The sequence below is a fragment of the Thioclava sp. NS-SX20 genome (assembly GCF_057380695.1).
Genome location: NZ_CM170816.1, coordinates 2,583,620 through 2,601,398 on the forward strand (window position 1 = coordinate 2,583,620; position 17,779 = coordinate 2,601,398).

Genomic DNA, 17,779 nt, shown 5'->3' on the forward strand with positions numbered 1-17,779 from the left:
GGGTTGCGAGAGCGATCGTCAATCTGTCCTGAGCCCTTGCATCATACGAGGAAGGCGCGCAAATGGAGCAGGACGATTTACACCAAAGGAGCGGATATGCGGCCCTCAGGACGGAACCTCAACGAAATGCGCAAGGTCACTATCGAGACCGGTGTTACCAAACATGCCGAAGGGTCCTGCCTGATCAAGGTGGGCGACACCCACGTGCTGTGCACCGCAACCATCGAAGACCGCGCGCCGTCGTTCCTGAAAAATACCGGTCTTGGCTGGGTAACGGCGGAATATGGCATGCTACCCCGCGCCACCCATTCGCGCACCCGCCGCGAGGCCGCCGCTGGCAAACAGGGGGGCCGCACCGTCGAGATCCAGCGCCTGATCGGTCGGGCCTTGCGTGCAGGGCTTGACCGGAGCGCCCTTGGCGAGCGGCAGATCGTGATTGACTGCGATGTCATTCAGGCCGATGGCGGCACGCGCTGCGCCTCGATCACCGGTGGCTGGGTGGCGCTGCGTCTTGCCACCAACAAACTGCTGGCCAAGGGGATCATCACCTCCGATCCGCTGATCGACCATGTGGCGGCTGTCTCCTGCGGGATCTATGCGGGCCAGAATGTCTGCGACCTCGATTATGCCGAGGATAGCGAGGCCGGTGTGGACGGCAATTTCATCATGACCGGCAAGGGTAAGCTGATCGAGGTACAAATGTCGGCAGAAGGCTCTACCTATACCCGCGATCAGATGAACCAGCTGATGGATCTTGCCGAAAGCGGGATTGCAGAACTGGTTGCCGCACAGAAGGACGCTATTGGATGAGAAAATTCACAGAGAAAAAACTGCTTGTCGCGACCCATAACGCCGGCAAGCTGGAAGAAATATCGGAACTTCTGAAACCCTATGGCATTGAATGCGTAGGTGCCGCCGAACTGGATCTTCCCGTGCCGGACGAGACGGAAACCACCTTTGTCGGCAATGCACGGATCAAGGCCCATGCCGCCGCCAAAGCCACCGGCCTGCCCGCGCTTTCGGACGATAGCGGCATCGAGGTGGATTGTCTGGGCGGGGCGCCCGGTGTCTATACCGCCGATTGGGCAGAGACCCCCAATGGCCGCGATTTCAAGATGGCGATGGAAAAGACATGGGCCGAGTGCGAAAAATCCGGCGCTGACCGGCCACGCACGGCCCGGTTCTGCTCGACCCTCGTTCTGGCATGGCCGGACGGGCATGACGAGGTCTTCGAAGGCATCTGCGAGGGTCATCTTGTCTGGCCTATGCGCGGCGAACAGGGGCATGGCTATGACCCGATGTTCCAGCCGCAAGGCTCGAGCCATACCTTCGCCGAGATGAGCCACGAGCGCAAAAACCAGTTGTCGCATCGCGCGGCCGCCTTCAAGAAACTGACCGAGGCTTTCGAGCCTGCCTGACCTGTTGTGCCACGTGAAACACGTGGCACCCACCACCGGAGTGCGCCCATGACGACTGCTATTGAAGATTGGCGCGCCGGAGGGTTCGGACTTTACATCCATTGGCCATTCTGCGCCGCAAAATGTCCCTATTGCGATTTCAATTCCCATGTCACGGCCTCTATCGACCAGAAAGTCTGGGCCGAGGCATATCTATCGGAAATCGACCGTCTCGCAGGCGAAACCGGGGGCCGTGTGCTGAACACGGTGTTTTTCGGTGGCGGCACGCCGTCGCTGATGGATCCGGATGTGGTTGACGCCATTCTGACTCGCGTGCGCAAAAGCTGGCGCATGTCGAATGATCTCGAGATCACGCTGGAGGCGAACCCCACGAGCATCGAAGCGGGTCGCTTCAGAGCCTATTCCGAAGCGGGCGTTAACCGTGTGTCGATGGGCATGCAGGCCATGAACGATGCCGATCTGCGTAAACTGGGGCGGATGCATTCGGTTGCGGAAGGCCGCAAAGCCTTTGATATTGCGCGTTCCGTCTTTGATCGCGTGAGCTTCGATCTGATCTATGCACGACAGGACCAGACCCTGTCCGACTGGCGCAAAGAGCTCTCGGAGGCGCTGTCGATGGCGATTGACCACCTTTCGCTTTATCAACTGACAGTTGAGGAAGGCACTGTTTTCGGCGCACGGGCAGAGCGTGGACTTCTGAAGGGATTGCCCGATGATGACAGTGCTGCGGATATGTATCTGCTGACACAAGATATATCGGAATCGGCCGGTTTTCCGGCCTATGAAGTGTCTAACCATGCGAAAGAAGGCTCTGAAAGCCGGCATAACCTGATTTACTGGCGCTATGGTGACTATGCCGGTATCGGTCCAGGCGCACATGGTCGTTTGACCCATAATGGGATCCGCCATGCGACGGACACCCTCAAACAACCCGGTGCATGGATAGATCAGGTCCGCAAAACGGGGTCTGGCGAGCTTTCCCGCGAGGCTCTGCCGCGCAGTGAGGAAGTGGTGGAATTCCTGCTGTTCGGCATGCGGCTTCAGGAGGGTCTGGATGTGACACGCTACGAAGCACTAAGCGGCGCGCAACTGCCACAGGATCGCATCGCCTACCTTGTCGATATCGGCATGTTAGAGACGGATCAAACGAAAATCCGCGCCACCCGTGAAGGTCGCGCGGTTCTCAATGCGGTTATCCGTGAACTAATGCCGGATTAAAGTTTTGTCAGCATCTGACAGATTGCATCAAGCTGCTCGAGATCTTTATAGCTGAGAACAACCGTCCCGCCCTCTTCGCCTCTATGATTGATCTCGACCTTCATGCCGATTGTTGCGGAAAGATCGGCTTCCAACGCGCGAGTATCCGCATCCTTTTCAATCACAGGGCGGTTTTTCGGCTTTTTCTCGGCTGTCGGAGACTTGGCCTTACGCTCGACTTCGCGAACCGAAAGACCTTTTGACACCGCTTCTTTCGCCAAACCGATCGGATCGTCGGCGGTAATCATTGCGCGCGCATGACCGGCGGTCAGACGCCCATCGCGCAAATATTCCTGAACCTCGTCGGGCAGATTGAGAAGGCGCAAAAGGTTCGCAATATGGCTGCGGCTTTTCGAAAGAGCCTCGGCCACCTTTTCCTGCGTATGACCGAAACGATCCATCAACTGGCGATAGCTCAGCGCCTCTTCCAGAGGATTGAGGTCTGCACGCTGAATGTTCTCGATAATGGCGACTTCAAGAACTTCGGTGTCGTTGAAATCCCGAATAATGACTGGAAGCTCGTGCAACTGCGCCAGTTGCGACGCCCGCCAGCGGCGTTCCCCCGCAACGATCTCGTACATATCGCTTTTAGAAGGATGCGCCCTGACGATGAGCGGCTGAATGACACCCTTCTCACGAATAGAATCCGCCAGCTCCTGAAGCGCCTGCTCGTCGAAATGACGGCGCGGCTGTTCGGGATTGGGTTCGATCTTCTCGATCGGGATGAAACTTTCGGGACGACGCGGCACCGTATTATCCTGGTTCGGTTCAATATTTACATCAGCCATCAGGGCACTCAATCCGCGCCCCAACCCCCGGCGTTCAGGCTTCTTGCTCATGTGCCCCCCTGCGATTTGCGCCTTCGTGGCGCTCCAATAATTCTTTTGCAAGGGCACGATAGGCTTTCGCCCCGCGTGACCCGCTATCATAATGCAAAACGGATTGCGCATAAGACGGCGCTTCAGAGATCCGGACATTGCGCGGAATCATCGTTTTGAAGACGATTTCGCCCAAAGTCGCCCGTGCATCGGCTTCGACCAGCTGCGAGAGGTTGTTACGGACATCATACATGGTGAGCACGACCCCCTCGATGCGCAAATTCGGATTCGCGCCCTGCCGCACCTCTCGAACGCTCAGCATCAACTGCGATAGACCCTCAAGAGCGAAAAATTCGGCCTGAAGCGGCACAAGCACGGAATCTGCTGCCACCATCGCATTAACCGTCAGAAGACTTAAGGACGGCGGGCAATCAATGAGGATATAGTCCAGTTCAAGATCATTGATGTCTTCGGAACGTAGCGCCTTCTGAAGCAGGAAGCTGCGCTGATCGGCATCATGGAGTTCCATATCGGCAGAGGCCAGATCGGTTGTTGCAGGACTGAGCCACAGGCCGTCCCATTGCGTTTTGACAACAATATCACCAACGTCTGCCTCCCCCGTCAGCAGATCATAGGTGCTGTAATCACGATCTTCGAGTTCCAACCCAAGCCCGGTCGATGCGTTTCCCTGCGGATCAAGATCAACCACAAGAACACGGCAGCCCTGCTCGATCAGTGCGCTGGCAAGGTTGATCGCCGTAGTGGTTTTTCCCACGCCACCCTTCTGGTTGGTCACCGCAATAATACGCGGTGCCTTTATAAAGGAACGGTCAGACACGCTCTGCTCCTGAGATTTTTAGTATTGTTGCATCTGGATCTGTGTTGCTTCTAGAAGCTTCATATTTGAAGGTCCATGACTTTTGCGCCTCGAGCACTTCACTTTTCCAATTCGCCCCTTTCGGGAAAAGGAAAACAGCATTTTCACGCTGGTGGTAGGTTGAGAACTCAAGAAGCATGTCAAGGGCAGCCAAGGCCCGCGCTGAAATAACATCGGCTTGTAACGAAGGGATATCCAGAATTCTCTGACTGTGAACCTGCGCCGAAATCGACAACTCGCGAATGCATGTCATAAGAAACGCACACTTGCGCTGATCGCTCTCAACAAGATGCACCTGAGCTTCCGGATTATGTTGGGCTGCCAAAATTGCCACAACTATCCCCGGTAGACCGCCGCCAGATCCCAAATCGACCCAGCGCTTCCATGACAGCGTCGGGTCATAGATTTGAATAGAATCTGCCAGATGCCGTTTCTGAAACTGCGATATCGTCGATTTCGCCACAAGGTTTATCGCAGGATTCCACTTTTTGACCAGCGCTTCATAAATTTCGAAACGCTCGATTGTTTCACGTGAAACATCAATGGGGAGATTGGGCTCCATAGCTGCGCCTCACGCTGACTTCTGTTTCCGCGACTGGCGTAGTTTCGCCAGAATCAACGCCAAGGCAGCTGGTGTCACACCATCGACACGCCCCGCCTGCCCAAGAGTGCTAGGTTGTGCCTTGCCGAGTTTGAGCCGGAGTTCGTTCGAAAGACCAGACAGACCCGAATAGTCAAAATCCTCAGGAATTTTCCAAGCTTCATCGCGCTGCATTGCTGCAATATCTCGCTCCTGACGGATAAGATAATTTGCGTAAAGCGCATCTTTCGCTAACTGATCGGAAATTTCGGGACCGATATCCTGAAGTTCAGGGAACACCCGCGCCATATCGTCAAAAGTTATGTCAGGGAAAGACAGGAAGGAAAATGCAGACCGACGCTGTCCATCTTGATTAACCTTGAACCCATAAGAGATCGCCTCTTTCGGCGTCAGAACACAGGCTTCCATAAGCGCGCGCCCTGCGTCCATCGCTTCTTGTTTTGCCAGATATGCGGCGGTCCGAACATCGGATACGCAGCCGATTTCCAATGCGAGTGGGGTCAAACGTTGATCGGCGTTATCTGCCCGAAGGGAAAGCCGGAACTCCGCTCGCGATGTAAACATGCGGTAAGGTTCCGTTACTCCGCGGGTGATAAGATCATCAACCATCACACCGATATAGCTCTGCGTGCGCGAAAACTGGACCTGCTCCCGCCCTAGCGCAGCAGCCGCGGCATTCAGACCGGCAACCAGGCCTTGCGCAGCAGCCTCTTCGTATCCAGTGGTGCCATTAATTTGCCCCGCCAGATACAATCCGGGTTGCGCGCGCATTTCCAAAGAGGAATTTAAGCTGCGCGGATCGACGTAATCATATTCGATCGCATATCCGGGTTGGAGGATCTCTACATTCTCAAGCCCCCGCATCGAACGCACATATTCATGTTGAACGTCTTCGGGAAGAGACGTCGAAATACCGTTAGGATATACGGTATCATCATCAAGTCCCTCTGGCTCCAGAAAGACCTGATGCGATGTCTTATCCGCAAATCGAACAATCTTGTCTTCGATTGAAGGGCAATACCGCGGCCCTACCCCTTCAATATGTCCCCCATACATTGCCGAACGGGACAGATTTTCGCGAATAATCTGATGCGTCACTTCGTTGGTATGCGTGATCCCGCAAGAGATCTGCCGCACCAGCGGCTTCTTATTCAGAAAGCTGAACATGGCCGGATCATCATCACCGGGCTGACTTTCAAGAATTGACCAATCAATGGTCTTACCGTTCAACCTTGGTGGCGTCCCTGTTTTAAGGCGCCCCAGAGGAAGATCCAAGGCTTTCAGCCTATCGGCAAGCGGAACGGACGGGCGATCTCCCATGCGTCCACCAGGATAGCTTTTATCACCGATGTGGATAACACCGTGCAAAAACGTGCCAGTCGTCAAGACGACCGACTGACATTCTATTTCTGCGCCATCTGCAAGCATCACACCGGCAATGCGACCATTTTTAATCACAAGATCAACGGCTTCGCCTTCAACGACCTCAAGATTGGCCTGTTGAGCTGTAAGATCAGCCATCGCCTGACGATAAAGCTTTCGGTCCGCTTGGGCTCTTGGTCCCTGAACCGCGGGCCCTTTGCGCCGGTTAAGAAGACGGAACTGGATCCCTGCCCTATCGGCTGCAACACCCATAACACCGTCCATCGCGTCAATCTCGCGAACAAGGTGCCCCTTACCAAGCCCCCCTATCGCCGGATTGCACGACATAACGCCTATCGCCTCACGGCGAAGTGTGACCAACGCAGTCTTTGCTCCCATGCGAGCGGCTGCATGGGCTGCTTCGGTTCCGGCATGTCCGCCGCCGACAACAATAACGTCAAAATGTTTCACGTGAAACACTCCTATTTCCCGATGCAAAAACTCAAGAATATCTCATCCAAGAGATTCTCGACATCCACCCTGCCCAACAGAGATTCCAAAGACCGAGCGGCCTCCCGCAGATAAACCGCAGAAAGTTCAGGACGGTCGAAACTGCTCATTACCTCATTTCGCGCCGAATCCAAAGCCCGGTTTGCGTTAATAAGTGCATCACGATGTCGTTCCCGCGTCATGATCCCTGCCCCCTCGGCTTGCGCAAGAAGGCGCCGGGTAATCTCGGCAACAAGCTGGTCTATTCCCGCGCCGGTTTTTCCTGACACGCGAAGCCCTTCCCCGCTTACAATATCGGCTTTTCCATAAGCGATCAGATCTCCCGCTTGTGGCTCTAGGAGAGGTAACTCTTCCCCATCCAGCAAGAAAACCCGCAGATCGGCGTCTTTGGCTCGACTGATCGCGCGATCTACTCCAATCGCTTCGACAACATCTGTGGTTTCGCGCAATCCAGCGGTATCCAGTAATGTAACCGCCAATCCCGCCAGATCCATGCGAACTTCGATCACATCCCTTGTCGTGCCAGCAATCTCGGAGGTAATTGCAGCCTCTCTTCCCGCTAACGCATTGAGAAGTGTTGATTTTCCAGCATTAGGACGGCCAACAATCGCCACCTCGAAACCATCGCGAATACGCTCGGCCGCGCCAAAACGCCGGATTTCCTCGCTCAAACTGCTTTGAACGGCATCAATTTCCGCAAGAACTTCAGGCGTCACATCGACCGGTACATCTTCATCGGCGAAGTCGATGGTCACTTCCAACAGCGCCGCAGCTCTGACCAACCGCTCTCGCCAGCCGTCCACGACCTTCCCGACAGAGCCAGACAGAACCTTAAGAGCCTGTTTTCTTTGGGATTCTGTTTCCGCCTCGATGAGATCAGCCAGACCTTCGACCTGAGAAAGATCCAAGCGCTCATTCTCCATCGCGCGGCGGGTGAATTCGCCCGCTTCCGCCATTCGCAGGTCGGGATTCGTGCCCAAGGCCCGCAAAACCGCACTCACTGTCGCCACGGCTCCGTGGATATGGAACTCAACGACCTCTTCGCCGGTAAAACTATGCCCCTTGGCAAAGGGCAGCACCACTGCCTCGTCCAGCGCCTCACCCTCCAGCCTCAACACACGCAGCGCGGTCTGTCGCGCAGGCGGCAACGTCCCGCAAAGACGCGAGGCAGCTTCCCAGGCTTTCGGCCCGGAAATACGAATAACGGCCACCCCCGCTTTTCCGCGGGCAGTGGCCAGTGCAAAGATCGTATCCATCATATCCCTCTCGGGAACGGATTAACCGTTCATGGAGTCGAAGAATTCGGAATTCGTTTTGGTCTGTTTGAGCTTCGAGATCAGGAACTCGATCGCATCGGTCGTGCCCATCGGGTTGAGGATGCGGCGCAACAGATAGGTCTTCTGCAGATCCTTCTGTTCAACCAGCAGATCCTCTTTCCGCGTACCGGATTTGAGAATATCCATCGCCGGGAAGACGCGCTTGTCGGCCACCTTGCGGTCCAGCACGATCTCCGAGTTCCCCGTCCCTTTGAATTCCTCAAAGATGACCTCATCCATGCGCGAACCGGTATCGATCAGCGCGGTCGCGATGATCGTCAGCGACCCGCCCTCTTCGATGTTCCGTGCCGCCCCGAAGAAGCGTTTCGGGCGTTGAAGCGCGTTGGCATCCACACCACCGGTCAGAACCTTGCCCGAGCTCGGCACCACGGTGTTGAACGCGCGCCCCAGACGGGTGATCGAGTCGAGCAGGATCACCACATCGCGCTTGTGTTCAACCAGACGCTTGGCTTTTTCCATCACCATCTCGGACACGGCCACGTGGCGCGTTGCCGGTTCGTCGAAGGTCGAGGAAACAACCTCCCCCTTCACCGAACGCTGCATATCGGTCACCTCTTCCGGACGTTCGTCGATCAGAAGTACGATCAGATAGCACTCGGGGTGATTTTTCTCGATCGAGGTGGCGATATTCTGCAGCAGAACCGTTTTACCGGTCCGCGGCGGTGCCACGATCAGCGACCGCTGCCCCTTCCCGATCGGAGCAACCAGATCGATGATCCGTGCCGAGCGATCCTTGATCGTCGGGTCCTCGATCTCCATTTTCAGGCGCTCGTCGGGATAAAGCGGCGTCAGGTTATCAAAAGCAACCTTGTGACGCGCCTTTTCGGGCTCTTCAAAGTTAATTTTCTCGACTTTGGTCAGCACGAAATAGCGTTCGTTTTCGCCCGGAGAGCGGATGATGCCCTCGACGGTGTCGCCAGTGCGCAACGCGTGCTGGCGGATCATGTCGGGCGAGACATAGATATCGTCCGGACCCGGCAGATAGTTGGCTTCGGTCGAGCGCAGGAAGCCGAAACCGTCCTGCAACACTTCCAGAACCCCGTCCCCGCCAATGGTGATGTCTTCTTCGGCATGCGCTTTCAGCAGTGCGAACATCATTTCGCCCTTGCGCATGGTCGAGGCGTTCTCGATTTCCCACTCTTCGGCCATAGCCAGCAATGCCTTGGGGCTTTTCGCCTTCAGGTCAGCCAGATTCAGACGCTCGTCTTCGGGATGCGGACGCTCTTCGGTCATGAATTCCCCTCGCTTTCGGGCCAGCCGAAACGAAATCTCGATGTAATTGGAACGACTCCCGGCCAGGACGGTCGGGGTTTCATCCTGCGCTAGATCAAAATCGCCCGCGAGTCAACGATTGCCTAGAATTTCACGATCACGGCGATGACAATCAGAACCATGAAAAGCGTGGGGAGCTCGTTCATCATCCGGTAGGTTTTGCCGCTACGGGTATTGCGGCCATTCACAAAATCTTTCCGGCGCAATCCAAGCCAGTGATGAAACCACGTCATCCCGATCACCGAAGCCGCTTTGACCCACGACCACGCCATCGTCCAGTCAACAACGCCAGGGATCAGAACCAGACACAGACCGAAGCTCCATGCCGAGATCATCGCAGGGTTCATGATCGCTTTCAAAAGCAGACGCTCCTGATGCTGGAACAGAAGATCCATTTCCGAACCCGCTGTGACCCCCTGCTTCTTGAGCCCTTCCACGTGATACACGAAGAGCCGCGGCAAATAGAACAGCCCTGCCATCCACGCCAGCACCGACATCACGTGGAAGGCTTTGATCCACGGATAATAGATCGCGAGAAAATCTTGCACGGCTGTCAGCATGGCTTGGTCTCCGGTGTTAGGCGCCAATCTCTCTCTAAAAATAAAAATATAATTAAGAAAGAATAGAAGATAATTATAGGCCCTGTGGATACTGTGGATTCACCGTTATTCCCCGATTTATCCACAGTGGATAAACTATTTGCCCACAGAGTCGATAACCTGCACGATTTAACAAGAAAAAATTATGTTTTCAAATGTTTGCAAAGTTTGCAAAGTCCGATTCGGCTTGTGGATAAACTGGTGGGAAAAGTTAACCTATATGAGTCGCTCACAGACTGAGGAAGACTCTTCTCACAGGTGGAAAAATATCTTCGAAGCTGCGTGAAACCTGCCGATAACTGTGGAGGAAATCGCCTGTCGGGGTTATCCCCTGTTTTATACATACGGTTACCGAGAGGCTTATCCACATGACTATCCCCATCCTGCTGGCGTCCCAGTCCGAAATTCGGGCCCAATTGCTGCGCAATGCGGGGCTGGAAATCGTGGCAAAACCCGCCCGTATCGATGAAGAGATGATCCGTGCCTCGATGCAGGCAGAAGGTGCATCGCCGCGTGATGTCGCTGATTTTCTGGCCGAGATGAAAGCCAAGAAGCTCTCGCGCAGCGTCGCTGGCGTCATGGTTCTGGGGGCGGATCAGGTGCTTGATCTGGAGGGGCGGATCTTTTCCAAGCCGGACACCCAGGAAGCGGCGATTGAACAGTTACGCGCTCTTTCGGGCAAGACGCATAAGCTTTTGTCGGCGGCTGTGATCATACGTGACAATGAACCGCTCTGGCGGCATGTCGGCGTTGTGCGCCTGACGATGCATGATCTCTCGGAAGGGTTTATCGAGGATTATGTCACGCGTAACTGGGAGTCTATCCGGCAGGCTGTCGGATGTTACAAGCTTGAAGAAGAGGGTGTGCGCTTGTTTTCCAAGGTGGAAGGCGATTATTTCCACGTATTGGGACTGCCGTTAATGGAGTTTCTGAACTGGTTGCGTGCGCGTGGGGAGCTGACAACATGAGCCATAAGAAAATTCCGCTGGCCGGTGTGATCGGTCATCCCGTGTCGCATTCGCGTTCTCCGGCATTGCACGGGTTCTGGCTGCGCAGCTATGGCTTGTCAGGTTATTATGTGCCGATGGATGTCGCGCCTGCGGATCTGGAAGCGGTTTTGCGCGGCTTGCATAAGGCCGGATTTGTCGGGGTGAATATTACCATTCCCCATAAGGAGGCGGCTCTGGCGCTGGCAGATGAGGTCAGCGACCGTGCTAAGCTGATCGGGTCTGCCAATACGCTGGTTCTGGCGGAAGATGGCAGTATTTTTGCCGATAATACGGATGGTTATGGTTTTATCGCGAATTTACGGCAAAGCGCTCCCGATTGGGAACCATCGGCGGGTCCTGCCGCTGTTCTAGGGGCTGGTGGGGCTGCGCGGGCCATTATTGTTTCCCTGTTGGAAGCTGGTGTGCCTGAAATCCGGCTGTGCAACCGCACCAAGGCGCGTGCCGAGGCGCTGGCCGAAAGCTTCGGTCCGAAGGTCAGGGTGTATGACTGGGAGGAGGCCGCAGCCATTTTTGACGGGGTGGCAACAGCGGTCAATACCACGTCTTTGGGAATGGAGGGCCAACCGCCATTCGACATCTCGCTGGATCTGTTACCGGAAACCGCATTGGCAACAGATATCGTCTATATTCCGCTGCTTACGGCTTTCCTGCAAAAGGCACAGGCGCAGGGATGCCGGATTGTGGACGGGCTGGGCATGCTGTTGCATCAGGGACGTCCGGGGTTTGAGCGCTGGTTCGGTCAAAGTCCCGAGGTAACCGAGGCCCTGCGCATCGAGGTTCTGGGGCAATGACCCGTCCTTTCATATTGGGCCTGACCGGCTCTATCGGAATGGGGAAATCGACCACGGCAGCTCTTTTTGCGGCTGCGTCCATTCCGGTTTGGGATGCGGATGCGGTCGTGCGTCAGCTTTATGATCTGGGCGGCGCTGCCGTTGCCCCGATCGCGGCGCAGTTTCCGAATGCCGTCAAGGATGGGAAGGTTGACCGCAAGGCATTGAAGGCGCTGTTGAAAGACACACCCGAGGCGATGGTCCAGCTGGAGGCGATCGTGCATCCGTTGACCGCGCAATCTCGGACGGAGTTCGTGGCATCCCATCTGCAGGAGCCGCTGATTGTTCTGGATATTCCGCTTTTGTTTGAAACCGGCGCCGATAAAGTCTGTGATGCCGTTCTGGTGGTCAGTGCCCCTGCCCAGATCCAGAAACAGCGCGTGCTTTCACGTGGAACAATGAGCGAAGCGGAGTTCGAGCTTATTCTGTCCAAGCAGATGCCGGATGCGGAAAAACGTGCGCGCGCGGACTATGTCATCGAAACGCTTGATGTTGAAACTGCGGCTCGGGATGTGCGACGTCTGATTGACCAGATCATGGAGAAGCCTCATGCGTGAGATTGTTCTCGATACCGAGACCACCGGATTTGAACCGAACGAGGGCCACCGTATCGTTGAAATCGGTGCGGTCGAGCTGTTCAACCATATGCCGACCGGCAATCACTACCACCAGTATATCAACCCCGAGCGGGACATGCCGACAGAGGCGTTCCAGGTGCATGGTTTGGGGAATGAGTTTCTGGCTGATAAGCCGAAATTCATTGAAATCGCACAGGATTTTCTGGATTTTATCGGACCGGATTCCAAGCTGGTGATCCATAACGCCAAATTCGATATGCGGTTTCTCAATGCCGAACTTGGCTGGGTGAAAAAGCCGTTGATCGCTGATGACCGCGCGGTCGATACGCTGACAATGGCGCGGCGGATGTTTCCCGGGTCTCCGGCCACGCTTGATGCGCTATGTCGGCGGTTTTCTATCGATAACTCCTCGCGGACGCTGCATGGGGCTCTTCTGGACAGTGAAATTCTGGCCGAAGTCTATCTGGAACTTATTGGCGGGCGTCAGCCGGGCTTTGGTCTTAATCTTGATCAGCATGCCCAAAATGCTGGCCCTTCCGAGATATGGCGCCCTGCACCACGTCCTCAGGCCCTGCCCTCCCGCGTGACCGAAATCGAGGCGGCGGCCCATGCCGCTTATGTCGAGAAGCTGGGAGAAAACGCAATCTGGAAACGCTGACTAATTGGTAAAACATAGTCTGAAATCCATTTTTCCATTCTATTGTTGGGGGAAATCGCGTAAAGGGCGGCTCAAGTGAAGGGGCTGGGAGGAAACCATGCTTGATTTTACCGCCATGCGCGCGACGCTCGCCGAAGTCTATGACCTGACACCTTCGGTCGAACTGGCCAGTTCTATGGCCGATATCCATGCGAAGATGGATCGGGTTATTCCGTTTCCGGACTTTGTCCGTTACGCCCCTTATATTGCGGCTATCAATAAGCTGAAGGCCGAAAAAAACGCGGTTATTCTGGCACATAACTATATGACGCCGGAAATCTATCATGGCGTGGCAGATGTTGTGGGGGATAGCCTGCAACTTGCCATCGAAGCGACCAAGGTCGAGGCGGATATTATCGTGCAATGCGGTGTGCATTTCATGGCCGAGACGTCGAAAATCCTCAATCCGGCGAAAACGGTGCTGATCCCTGATGTCGAGGCAGGCTGTTCGCTGGCCGAAAGCATTACTGCCGAAGGGATTGCCCAGATGCGCGCCAGATATCCGGGCGCGCCGGTTGTGTCTTATGTGAATACCACCGCCGAGGTGAAAGCGGCATCTGATATATGCTGCACGTCCTCGAACGCGGCCCAGATTGTGGCGGCCTTGCCCGAAGAGACGATCATCATGACGCCGGACCAGTATCTGGCGCAGAACGTTGCCAATATGGTGCCGCAGAAAAAGATCGTCTGGTGGGAGGGCTCCTGTATCGTGCACGAGCAATATACGCCGGAAGATATCAATGATTTCCGTGCGATGAACCCGGGCACCATGATCATTGCGCATCCCGAATGCCCACCCGATGTGGTGGATGCCTGCGATTATTCCGGTTCGACCAGCGGGATCATCGACTATGTCACCACCAATAAACCTGCCAAGGCGATGCTGGTGACGGAATGCTCTATGGCATCCAATATATCAGACGCTTTGCCCGAGATCGAATTTACCGGTCCGTGCAATATGTGCCCCTATATGAAGAAGATCACGCTCGAAAAGATCCTTTGGGCGCTGCATACCGGCTCCGAAGCGGTCGAAGTCGATCCCGAGGTGGCCGGTAAGGCGCGGGTCGCTGTTGAGCGGATGATCGAGCTTTCGAAGGCGGTCGCCAAGTGACCGAGCTTGCCACCAGTCGCGTTGTGATCATTGGCGCGGGGCTTGGGGCACTTTACGCGGCAATGCGGCTGGCGCCCCGTCCGGTTCTTGTCATTTCGCCTGAAAAGCTGGGCGAGGGGGCATCTTCGGTTTGGGCGCAGGGTGGGGTTGCGGCAGCTATGGCGGCAACCGACAGTTTCGAAGCCCATGCGCGTGACACCGAAATTGCGGGGGCGGGCACTGTGGTGCCTGAAATCGCGCAGATGGTCACCTCCGAGGCGGCCCGACATATTCTGCGCCTGACCGAAATCGGAACGCCTTTCGACCGTGATGCCAGTGGCGGCTATGTCATGTCCCGCGAGGCGGCGCATTCCGCCGCGCGGGTGGTGCGGGTCAAGGGCGATCAGGCCGGGCGCGAGATCATGCAAAGCCTGATTGCCACCGTGCGCGCCACGCCTTCGATACAGGTCCTTGAAGGCGTTATGGCCGTTGATCTGCACCAGAGCGGCGATCGTGTGACCGGTGTCTTTCTGACGCGCACGGACCAGCCCTCGGAAAGCGTTCTGCTTCATGCGCCTGCGATCCTGATGGCCGGCGGTGGTTCGGGCGGGTTGTTTGCCGTTACGACCAATCCGGCGCGGATACGGGGGCAGGTGATCGGCATGGCGGCGCGGGCAGGGGCTGTGATTGCCGATGCCGAATTCGTGCAGTTCCATCCCACGGCGATTGCTGTCGGATTGGATCCTGCGCCACTGGCGACCGAGGCCTTGCGGGGCGAGGGCGCAGTTTTGCTGAATAACATGGGGCAGCGCTTCATGCTGGACGAGCATCCTGATGCAGAGCTTGCCCCGCGCGACATCGTGGCCCGTGCCGTTTACCGCGAATATCAGGCTGGCCGGCAGCCGGTTCTGGATACCCGCGCCGTGCTCGGTGCCGAGATACACGAGCGTTTCCCGTCTGTCGCACGGGCTTGTCTGGCTGCGGGGATCGATCCGGCCTTGACCACCATTCCGGTGGCTCCGGCGGCGCATTACCATATGGGCGGTATCTGGGTCGACAGGCTGGGCCGGACTAGCCTGAAGGGCCTCTGGGCCTGTGGTGAAGCGTCTTCGACCGGGTTACACGGGGCCAACCGGCTGGCATCGAACGGGCTTCTGGAGGCGCTTGTCTATGGCCGGATCTGTGCGGATGACATCGGCAAGGAAATCGCGCTTTGTGATGCGCCCGAAGTCACATTGGATTTTGCCGCCGGTGGTCGTCAGCCTTGCGCGGATACTATCGCCAAGCTGCGTCAGGCGATGACGGATGGGGTCGGTGTCATTCGGGATAAGGCGGGGCTGGAAAAAACGATTTCTGTTATTTCTGAAATGTCGAGAAATGAGGAAAATATCGTTTTCCAGAATATGCTGGCCACCGCGACACTGATTGCCTGTGCCGCCCATCAGCGCCGCGAAAGCCGTGGCGGGCATTTCCGTTCGGATTATCCGCAGCCCGATCCTGCACAGGCCCAACGCAGCCTGATGCTGCTGGCCGAGGCCGAGGCGCTGCGCGACAGGGTGTCGGCCTCTCTCGCGCAGCCTGCTTGAGCTATTTCACAAGATCTTTGAATTCGGCCAGAACGGTTTCATAGACCTTGCGCTTGAACGGCACGATCGAGGTGATCAGCTCGTCGGCGGATTTCCATGCCCATTCCGAGAATTCGGGATGTTCGGTGGCAATATTGACCGCGCTATCTTCGGCCAGAAAGCGGAAGGCGAACCATTTCTGTTTCTGGCCACGATATTTTCCGCCCCAGACCTTGCCCAAAAGCTCGTCGGGAAGATCATAGGTCACCCAGTCTTCGGTCTTGCCAAGCTTTTCTACCATATCCGCAGTCAGGCCGGTTTCCTCCCATAGCTCGCGCAGACCGGCTTCTTTGGGCTTTTCACCCTCGTCGATACCGCCTTGCGGCATCTGCCATGCGTCGACCTTGGCATCGATGCGCTTTCCGGCCCAGATCAGGCCGTCGTGATTGATCAGCACGATACCGACGCAGGGCCGGTAGGGGAGCTTGCTGAAATCCTGCATATCCGTTGTCCTTCAAAGAAAAGGGGCCCCGAAGGGCCCCGTCCTGTTACTTTTTCGTCTCTGCTTTTTGCGGCGCGGGGGCGGGCGCTTCTGTCGCATCTTGGGCCGCCTTCTCGGCAACCTCCGGTGCGATAGCACTCAGGCCCTTGAGGATATCGATCGCATAGGCCAGCTGGTAGTCCTGCTTGCGCAGTTCTGCCGCATCGGCTGCACGCTTCATCTCTTCCTCGGCCTGCTTTTTCTCTTCCTCGGTCATCGAGTCATTGCTGAGAACGCCACGCAGATCGGCCTCGGAGCGCATATGGCTTGCGCTGCTGGCCGTATCATCCTCTTCCGCATTGGCTTGCGGGGCGGGTTGGGCCACAACGATATCGGGCGCAATCCCCAAAGACTGGATCGACCGGCCCGAGGGTGTGTAATAGCGCGCGGTGGTCAGACGCATCGCGCCTTCATTCTTGATCGGCATAACGGTCTGAACCGAGCCTTTGCCAAAGCTCTTCTCGCCCACCACAATCGCACGGCGATGGTCTTGCAGGGCACCGGTCACAATTTCGGATGCCGAGGCAGAGCCGCCATTGATCAGGACCACAATCGGCTTGCCCTGTGCCAGATCGCCCGGCGTGGCGTTGAAACGCTCGCTGTCTTCGGGGTTGCGGCCGCGGGTCGACACGATCTCGCCCTTGTCGATAAAGGCATCCGACACTGCAATGGCTTGCGTCAGAAGACCACCGGGGTTGTTGCGCAGATCCAGCACGAAGCCCGAGACCTTGTCCATCCCGCCAGCTTCCTTCACCTTCTCTTCAAGCTGCTGCTTGAGATTGGGGAAGGTCTGGTCGTTAAAGGTCGAAATCCGCAGCACCACGGTCGATCCTTCCAGACGGCCTTTCACAGCGGTCATCTTGATCGTATCGCGGGTCATGGTCACGTCGAAGGGGTCTTGTTCGCCCTTGCGCGCGATGGTGACGGTGATTTCGGATCCCACGGGACCGCGCATCAGATCGACCGCCTGATCAAGGGTCAGCCCCAGAAGGCTTTCCCCATTCACATGGGTGATGAAATCGCCGGTTTTCAGGCCCGCTTCGGCGGCAGGGGTCCCATCCATCGGGGACACGACTTTGACAAAGCCGTCTTCCTGCGTCACCTCGATACCAAGACCGCCAAAGCTGCCGCGGGTCTGGACCTGCATATCCTGATAATCGTCGGGCGGCATATAGCTCGAATGCGGATCGAGCGAGCTGAGCATCCCGTTCACAGCGGCTTCAATCAGCTTCTTGGGGTCGGTTTCCTCGACATAATCCTTGCGGATACGCTCGAAGATGTCGCCGAACAGGTCGAGCTGCTCGTAGACCGCGGCATTGTCATCCGCTTCCTGCGCCATCAGGGGCGCGGCGATCTGCGTCGACATCACGATCCCTGCGACCGTTCCGCCCAGAGCCGCCATGACCAGTTTTCTCAT

The 17,779-nt window shown here is 56.4% G+C and carries 18 protein-coding genes; 9 read left to right on the forward strand and 9 right to left on the reverse strand.

Annotation, left to right across the window (positions count from 1 at the left end):
* The first annotated feature begins 96 nt into the window (after window positions 1-96).
* From rph to hemW, 3 genes are read left to right on the forward strand one after another with little or no spacing between them, the layout of a single operon-like run.
* Window positions 97-810 (forward strand): ribonuclease PH, encoded by a 714-nt coding sequence (rph, locus tag AC2ISB_RS12695; RefSeq protein ID WP_339108603.1) that lies wholly within the window; start codon window positions 97-99, stop codon window positions 808-810.
* Complete coding sequence (rdgB, locus tag AC2ISB_RS12700) at window positions 807-1,418, forward strand: RdgB/HAM1 family non-canonical purine NTP pyrophosphatase (RefSeq protein WP_339108604.1); 612 nt, start codon at window positions 807-809, stop codon at window positions 1,416-1,418. Before rph ends, rdgB begins: the two co-directional genes overlap by 4 nt.
* A gap of 48 nt (window positions 1,419-1,466) precedes the next feature.
* The gene (gene hemW, locus AC2ISB_RS12705; protein WP_486575302.1) at window positions 1,467-2,636 is read left to right on the forward strand and encodes a radical SAM family heme chaperone HemW; all 1,170 of its coding nucleotides are present in this window, start codon (window positions 1,467-1,469) and stop codon (window positions 2,634-2,636) included.
* Here hemW and AC2ISB_RS12710 read toward each other — a convergent pair.
* The 7 genes from AC2ISB_RS12710 to AC2ISB_RS12740 form a co-directional block, all read right to left on the reverse strand.
* Complete coding sequence (locus AC2ISB_RS12710; protein ID WP_406721508.1) at window positions 2,633-3,514, reverse strand: ParB/RepB/Spo0J family partition protein; 882 nt, start codon at window positions 3,512-3,514, stop codon at window positions 2,633-2,635. The genes hemW and AC2ISB_RS12710 overlap by 4 nt on opposite strands.
* Window positions 3,498-4,331: a ParA family protein gene (locus AC2ISB_RS12715; protein WP_486575303.1), complete on the reverse strand. Its 834-nt coding sequence runs from the start codon at window positions 4,329-4,331 to the stop codon at window positions 3,498-3,500. Before AC2ISB_RS12715 ends, AC2ISB_RS12710 begins: the two co-directional genes overlap by 17 nt.
* Window positions 4,324-4,932 (reverse strand): 16S rRNA (guanine(527)-N(7))-methyltransferase RsmG, encoded by a 609-nt coding sequence (rsmG, locus tag AC2ISB_RS12720; RefSeq protein ID WP_486575305.1) that lies wholly within the window; start codon window positions 4,930-4,932, stop codon window positions 4,324-4,326. The genes AC2ISB_RS12715 and rsmG overlap by 8 nt, the downstream gene beginning before the upstream one ends.
* Before the next feature lie 9 nt (window positions 4,933-4,941).
* The gene (mnmG, locus tag AC2ISB_RS12725; RefSeq protein ID WP_486575306.1) at window positions 4,942-6,804 is read right to left on the reverse strand and encodes a tRNA uridine-5-carboxymethylaminomethyl(34) synthesis enzyme MnmG; all 1,863 of its coding nucleotides are present in this window, start codon (window positions 6,802-6,804) and stop codon (window positions 4,942-4,944) included.
* Between the two features lie 11 nt (window positions 6,805-6,815).
* Entirely contained in the window at window positions 6,816-8,099 is a 1,284-nt protein-coding gene (gene mnmE, locus AC2ISB_RS12730; RefSeq protein WP_486576801.1) for a tRNA uridine-5-carboxymethylaminomethyl(34) synthesis GTPase MnmE, read from the reverse strand.
* A 21-nt stretch (window positions 8,100-8,120) separates the two neighbouring features.
* The gene (rho, locus tag AC2ISB_RS12735; protein ID WP_339108610.1) at window positions 8,121-9,413 is read right to left on the reverse strand and encodes a transcription termination factor Rho; all 1,293 of its coding nucleotides are present in this window, start codon (window positions 9,411-9,413) and stop codon (window positions 8,121-8,123) included.
* 122 nt (window positions 9,414-9,535) lie between these two features.
* Complete coding sequence (locus tag AC2ISB_RS12740; RefSeq protein ID WP_339108611.1) at window positions 9,536-10,012, reverse strand: CopD family protein; 477 nt, start codon at window positions 10,010-10,012, stop codon at window positions 9,536-9,538.
* Between the two features lie 407 nt (window positions 10,013-10,419).
* Between AC2ISB_RS12740 and AC2ISB_RS12745 the strand changes: the two genes are divergently transcribed.
* From AC2ISB_RS12745 to AC2ISB_RS12770, 6 genes are all read left to right on the forward strand, one after another.
* Window positions 10,420-11,019 carry a Maf family nucleotide pyrophosphatase gene (locus tag AC2ISB_RS12745; RefSeq protein WP_339108612.1) on the forward strand — a complete coding sequence of 200 codons (600 nt, stop codon included), beginning with the start codon at window positions 10,420-10,422 and terminating at the stop codon, window positions 11,017-11,019.
* Window positions 11,016-11,852, forward strand: a complete 837-nt coding sequence (locus AC2ISB_RS12750) for a shikimate dehydrogenase (RefSeq protein ID WP_339108613.1) — start codon at window positions 11,016-11,018, stop codon at window positions 11,850-11,852. Before AC2ISB_RS12745 ends, AC2ISB_RS12750 begins: the two co-directional genes overlap by 4 nt.
* Window positions 11,849-12,448, forward strand: coding sequence for a dephospho-CoA kinase (gene coaE / locus AC2ISB_RS12755; RefSeq protein ID WP_486575308.1), 600 nt, complete (start codon window positions 11,849-11,851; stop codon window positions 12,446-12,448). The genes AC2ISB_RS12750 and coaE overlap by 4 nt, the downstream gene beginning before the upstream one ends.
* Window positions 12,441-13,127, forward strand: coding sequence for a DNA polymerase III subunit epsilon (gene dnaQ / locus AC2ISB_RS12760; RefSeq protein ID WP_339108615.1), 687 nt, complete (start codon window positions 12,441-12,443; stop codon window positions 13,125-13,127). The genes coaE and dnaQ overlap by 8 nt, the downstream gene beginning before the upstream one ends.
* A 97-nt stretch (window positions 13,128-13,224) precedes the next feature.
* Window positions 13,225-14,277, forward strand: a complete 1,053-nt coding sequence (nadA, locus tag AC2ISB_RS12765) for a quinolinate synthase NadA (protein ID WP_339108616.1) — start codon at window positions 13,225-13,227, stop codon at window positions 14,275-14,277.
* On the forward strand, window positions 14,274-15,842 hold the full coding sequence (locus AC2ISB_RS12770) for an L-aspartate oxidase (protein ID WP_486575310.1): 1,569 nt from the start codon (window positions 14,274-14,276) through the stop codon (window positions 15,840-15,842). The genes nadA and AC2ISB_RS12770 overlap by 4 nt, the downstream gene beginning before the upstream one ends.
* Before the next feature lies 1 nt (window position 15,843).
* Here AC2ISB_RS12770 and AC2ISB_RS12775 read toward each other — a convergent pair whose 3' ends face one another.
* Both AC2ISB_RS12775 and AC2ISB_RS12780 read right to left on the reverse strand, forming a co-directional pair.
* Window positions 15,844-16,323: an RNA pyrophosphohydrolase gene (locus AC2ISB_RS12775; RefSeq protein ID WP_339108618.1), complete on the reverse strand. Its 480-nt coding sequence runs from the start codon at window positions 16,321-16,323 to the stop codon at window positions 15,844-15,846.
* A 46-nt stretch (window positions 16,324-16,369) separates the two neighbouring features.
* Window positions 16,370-17,779, reverse strand: a complete 1,410-nt coding sequence (locus AC2ISB_RS12780; RefSeq protein WP_339108619.1) for a S41 family peptidase — start codon at window positions 17,777-17,779, stop codon at window positions 16,370-16,372.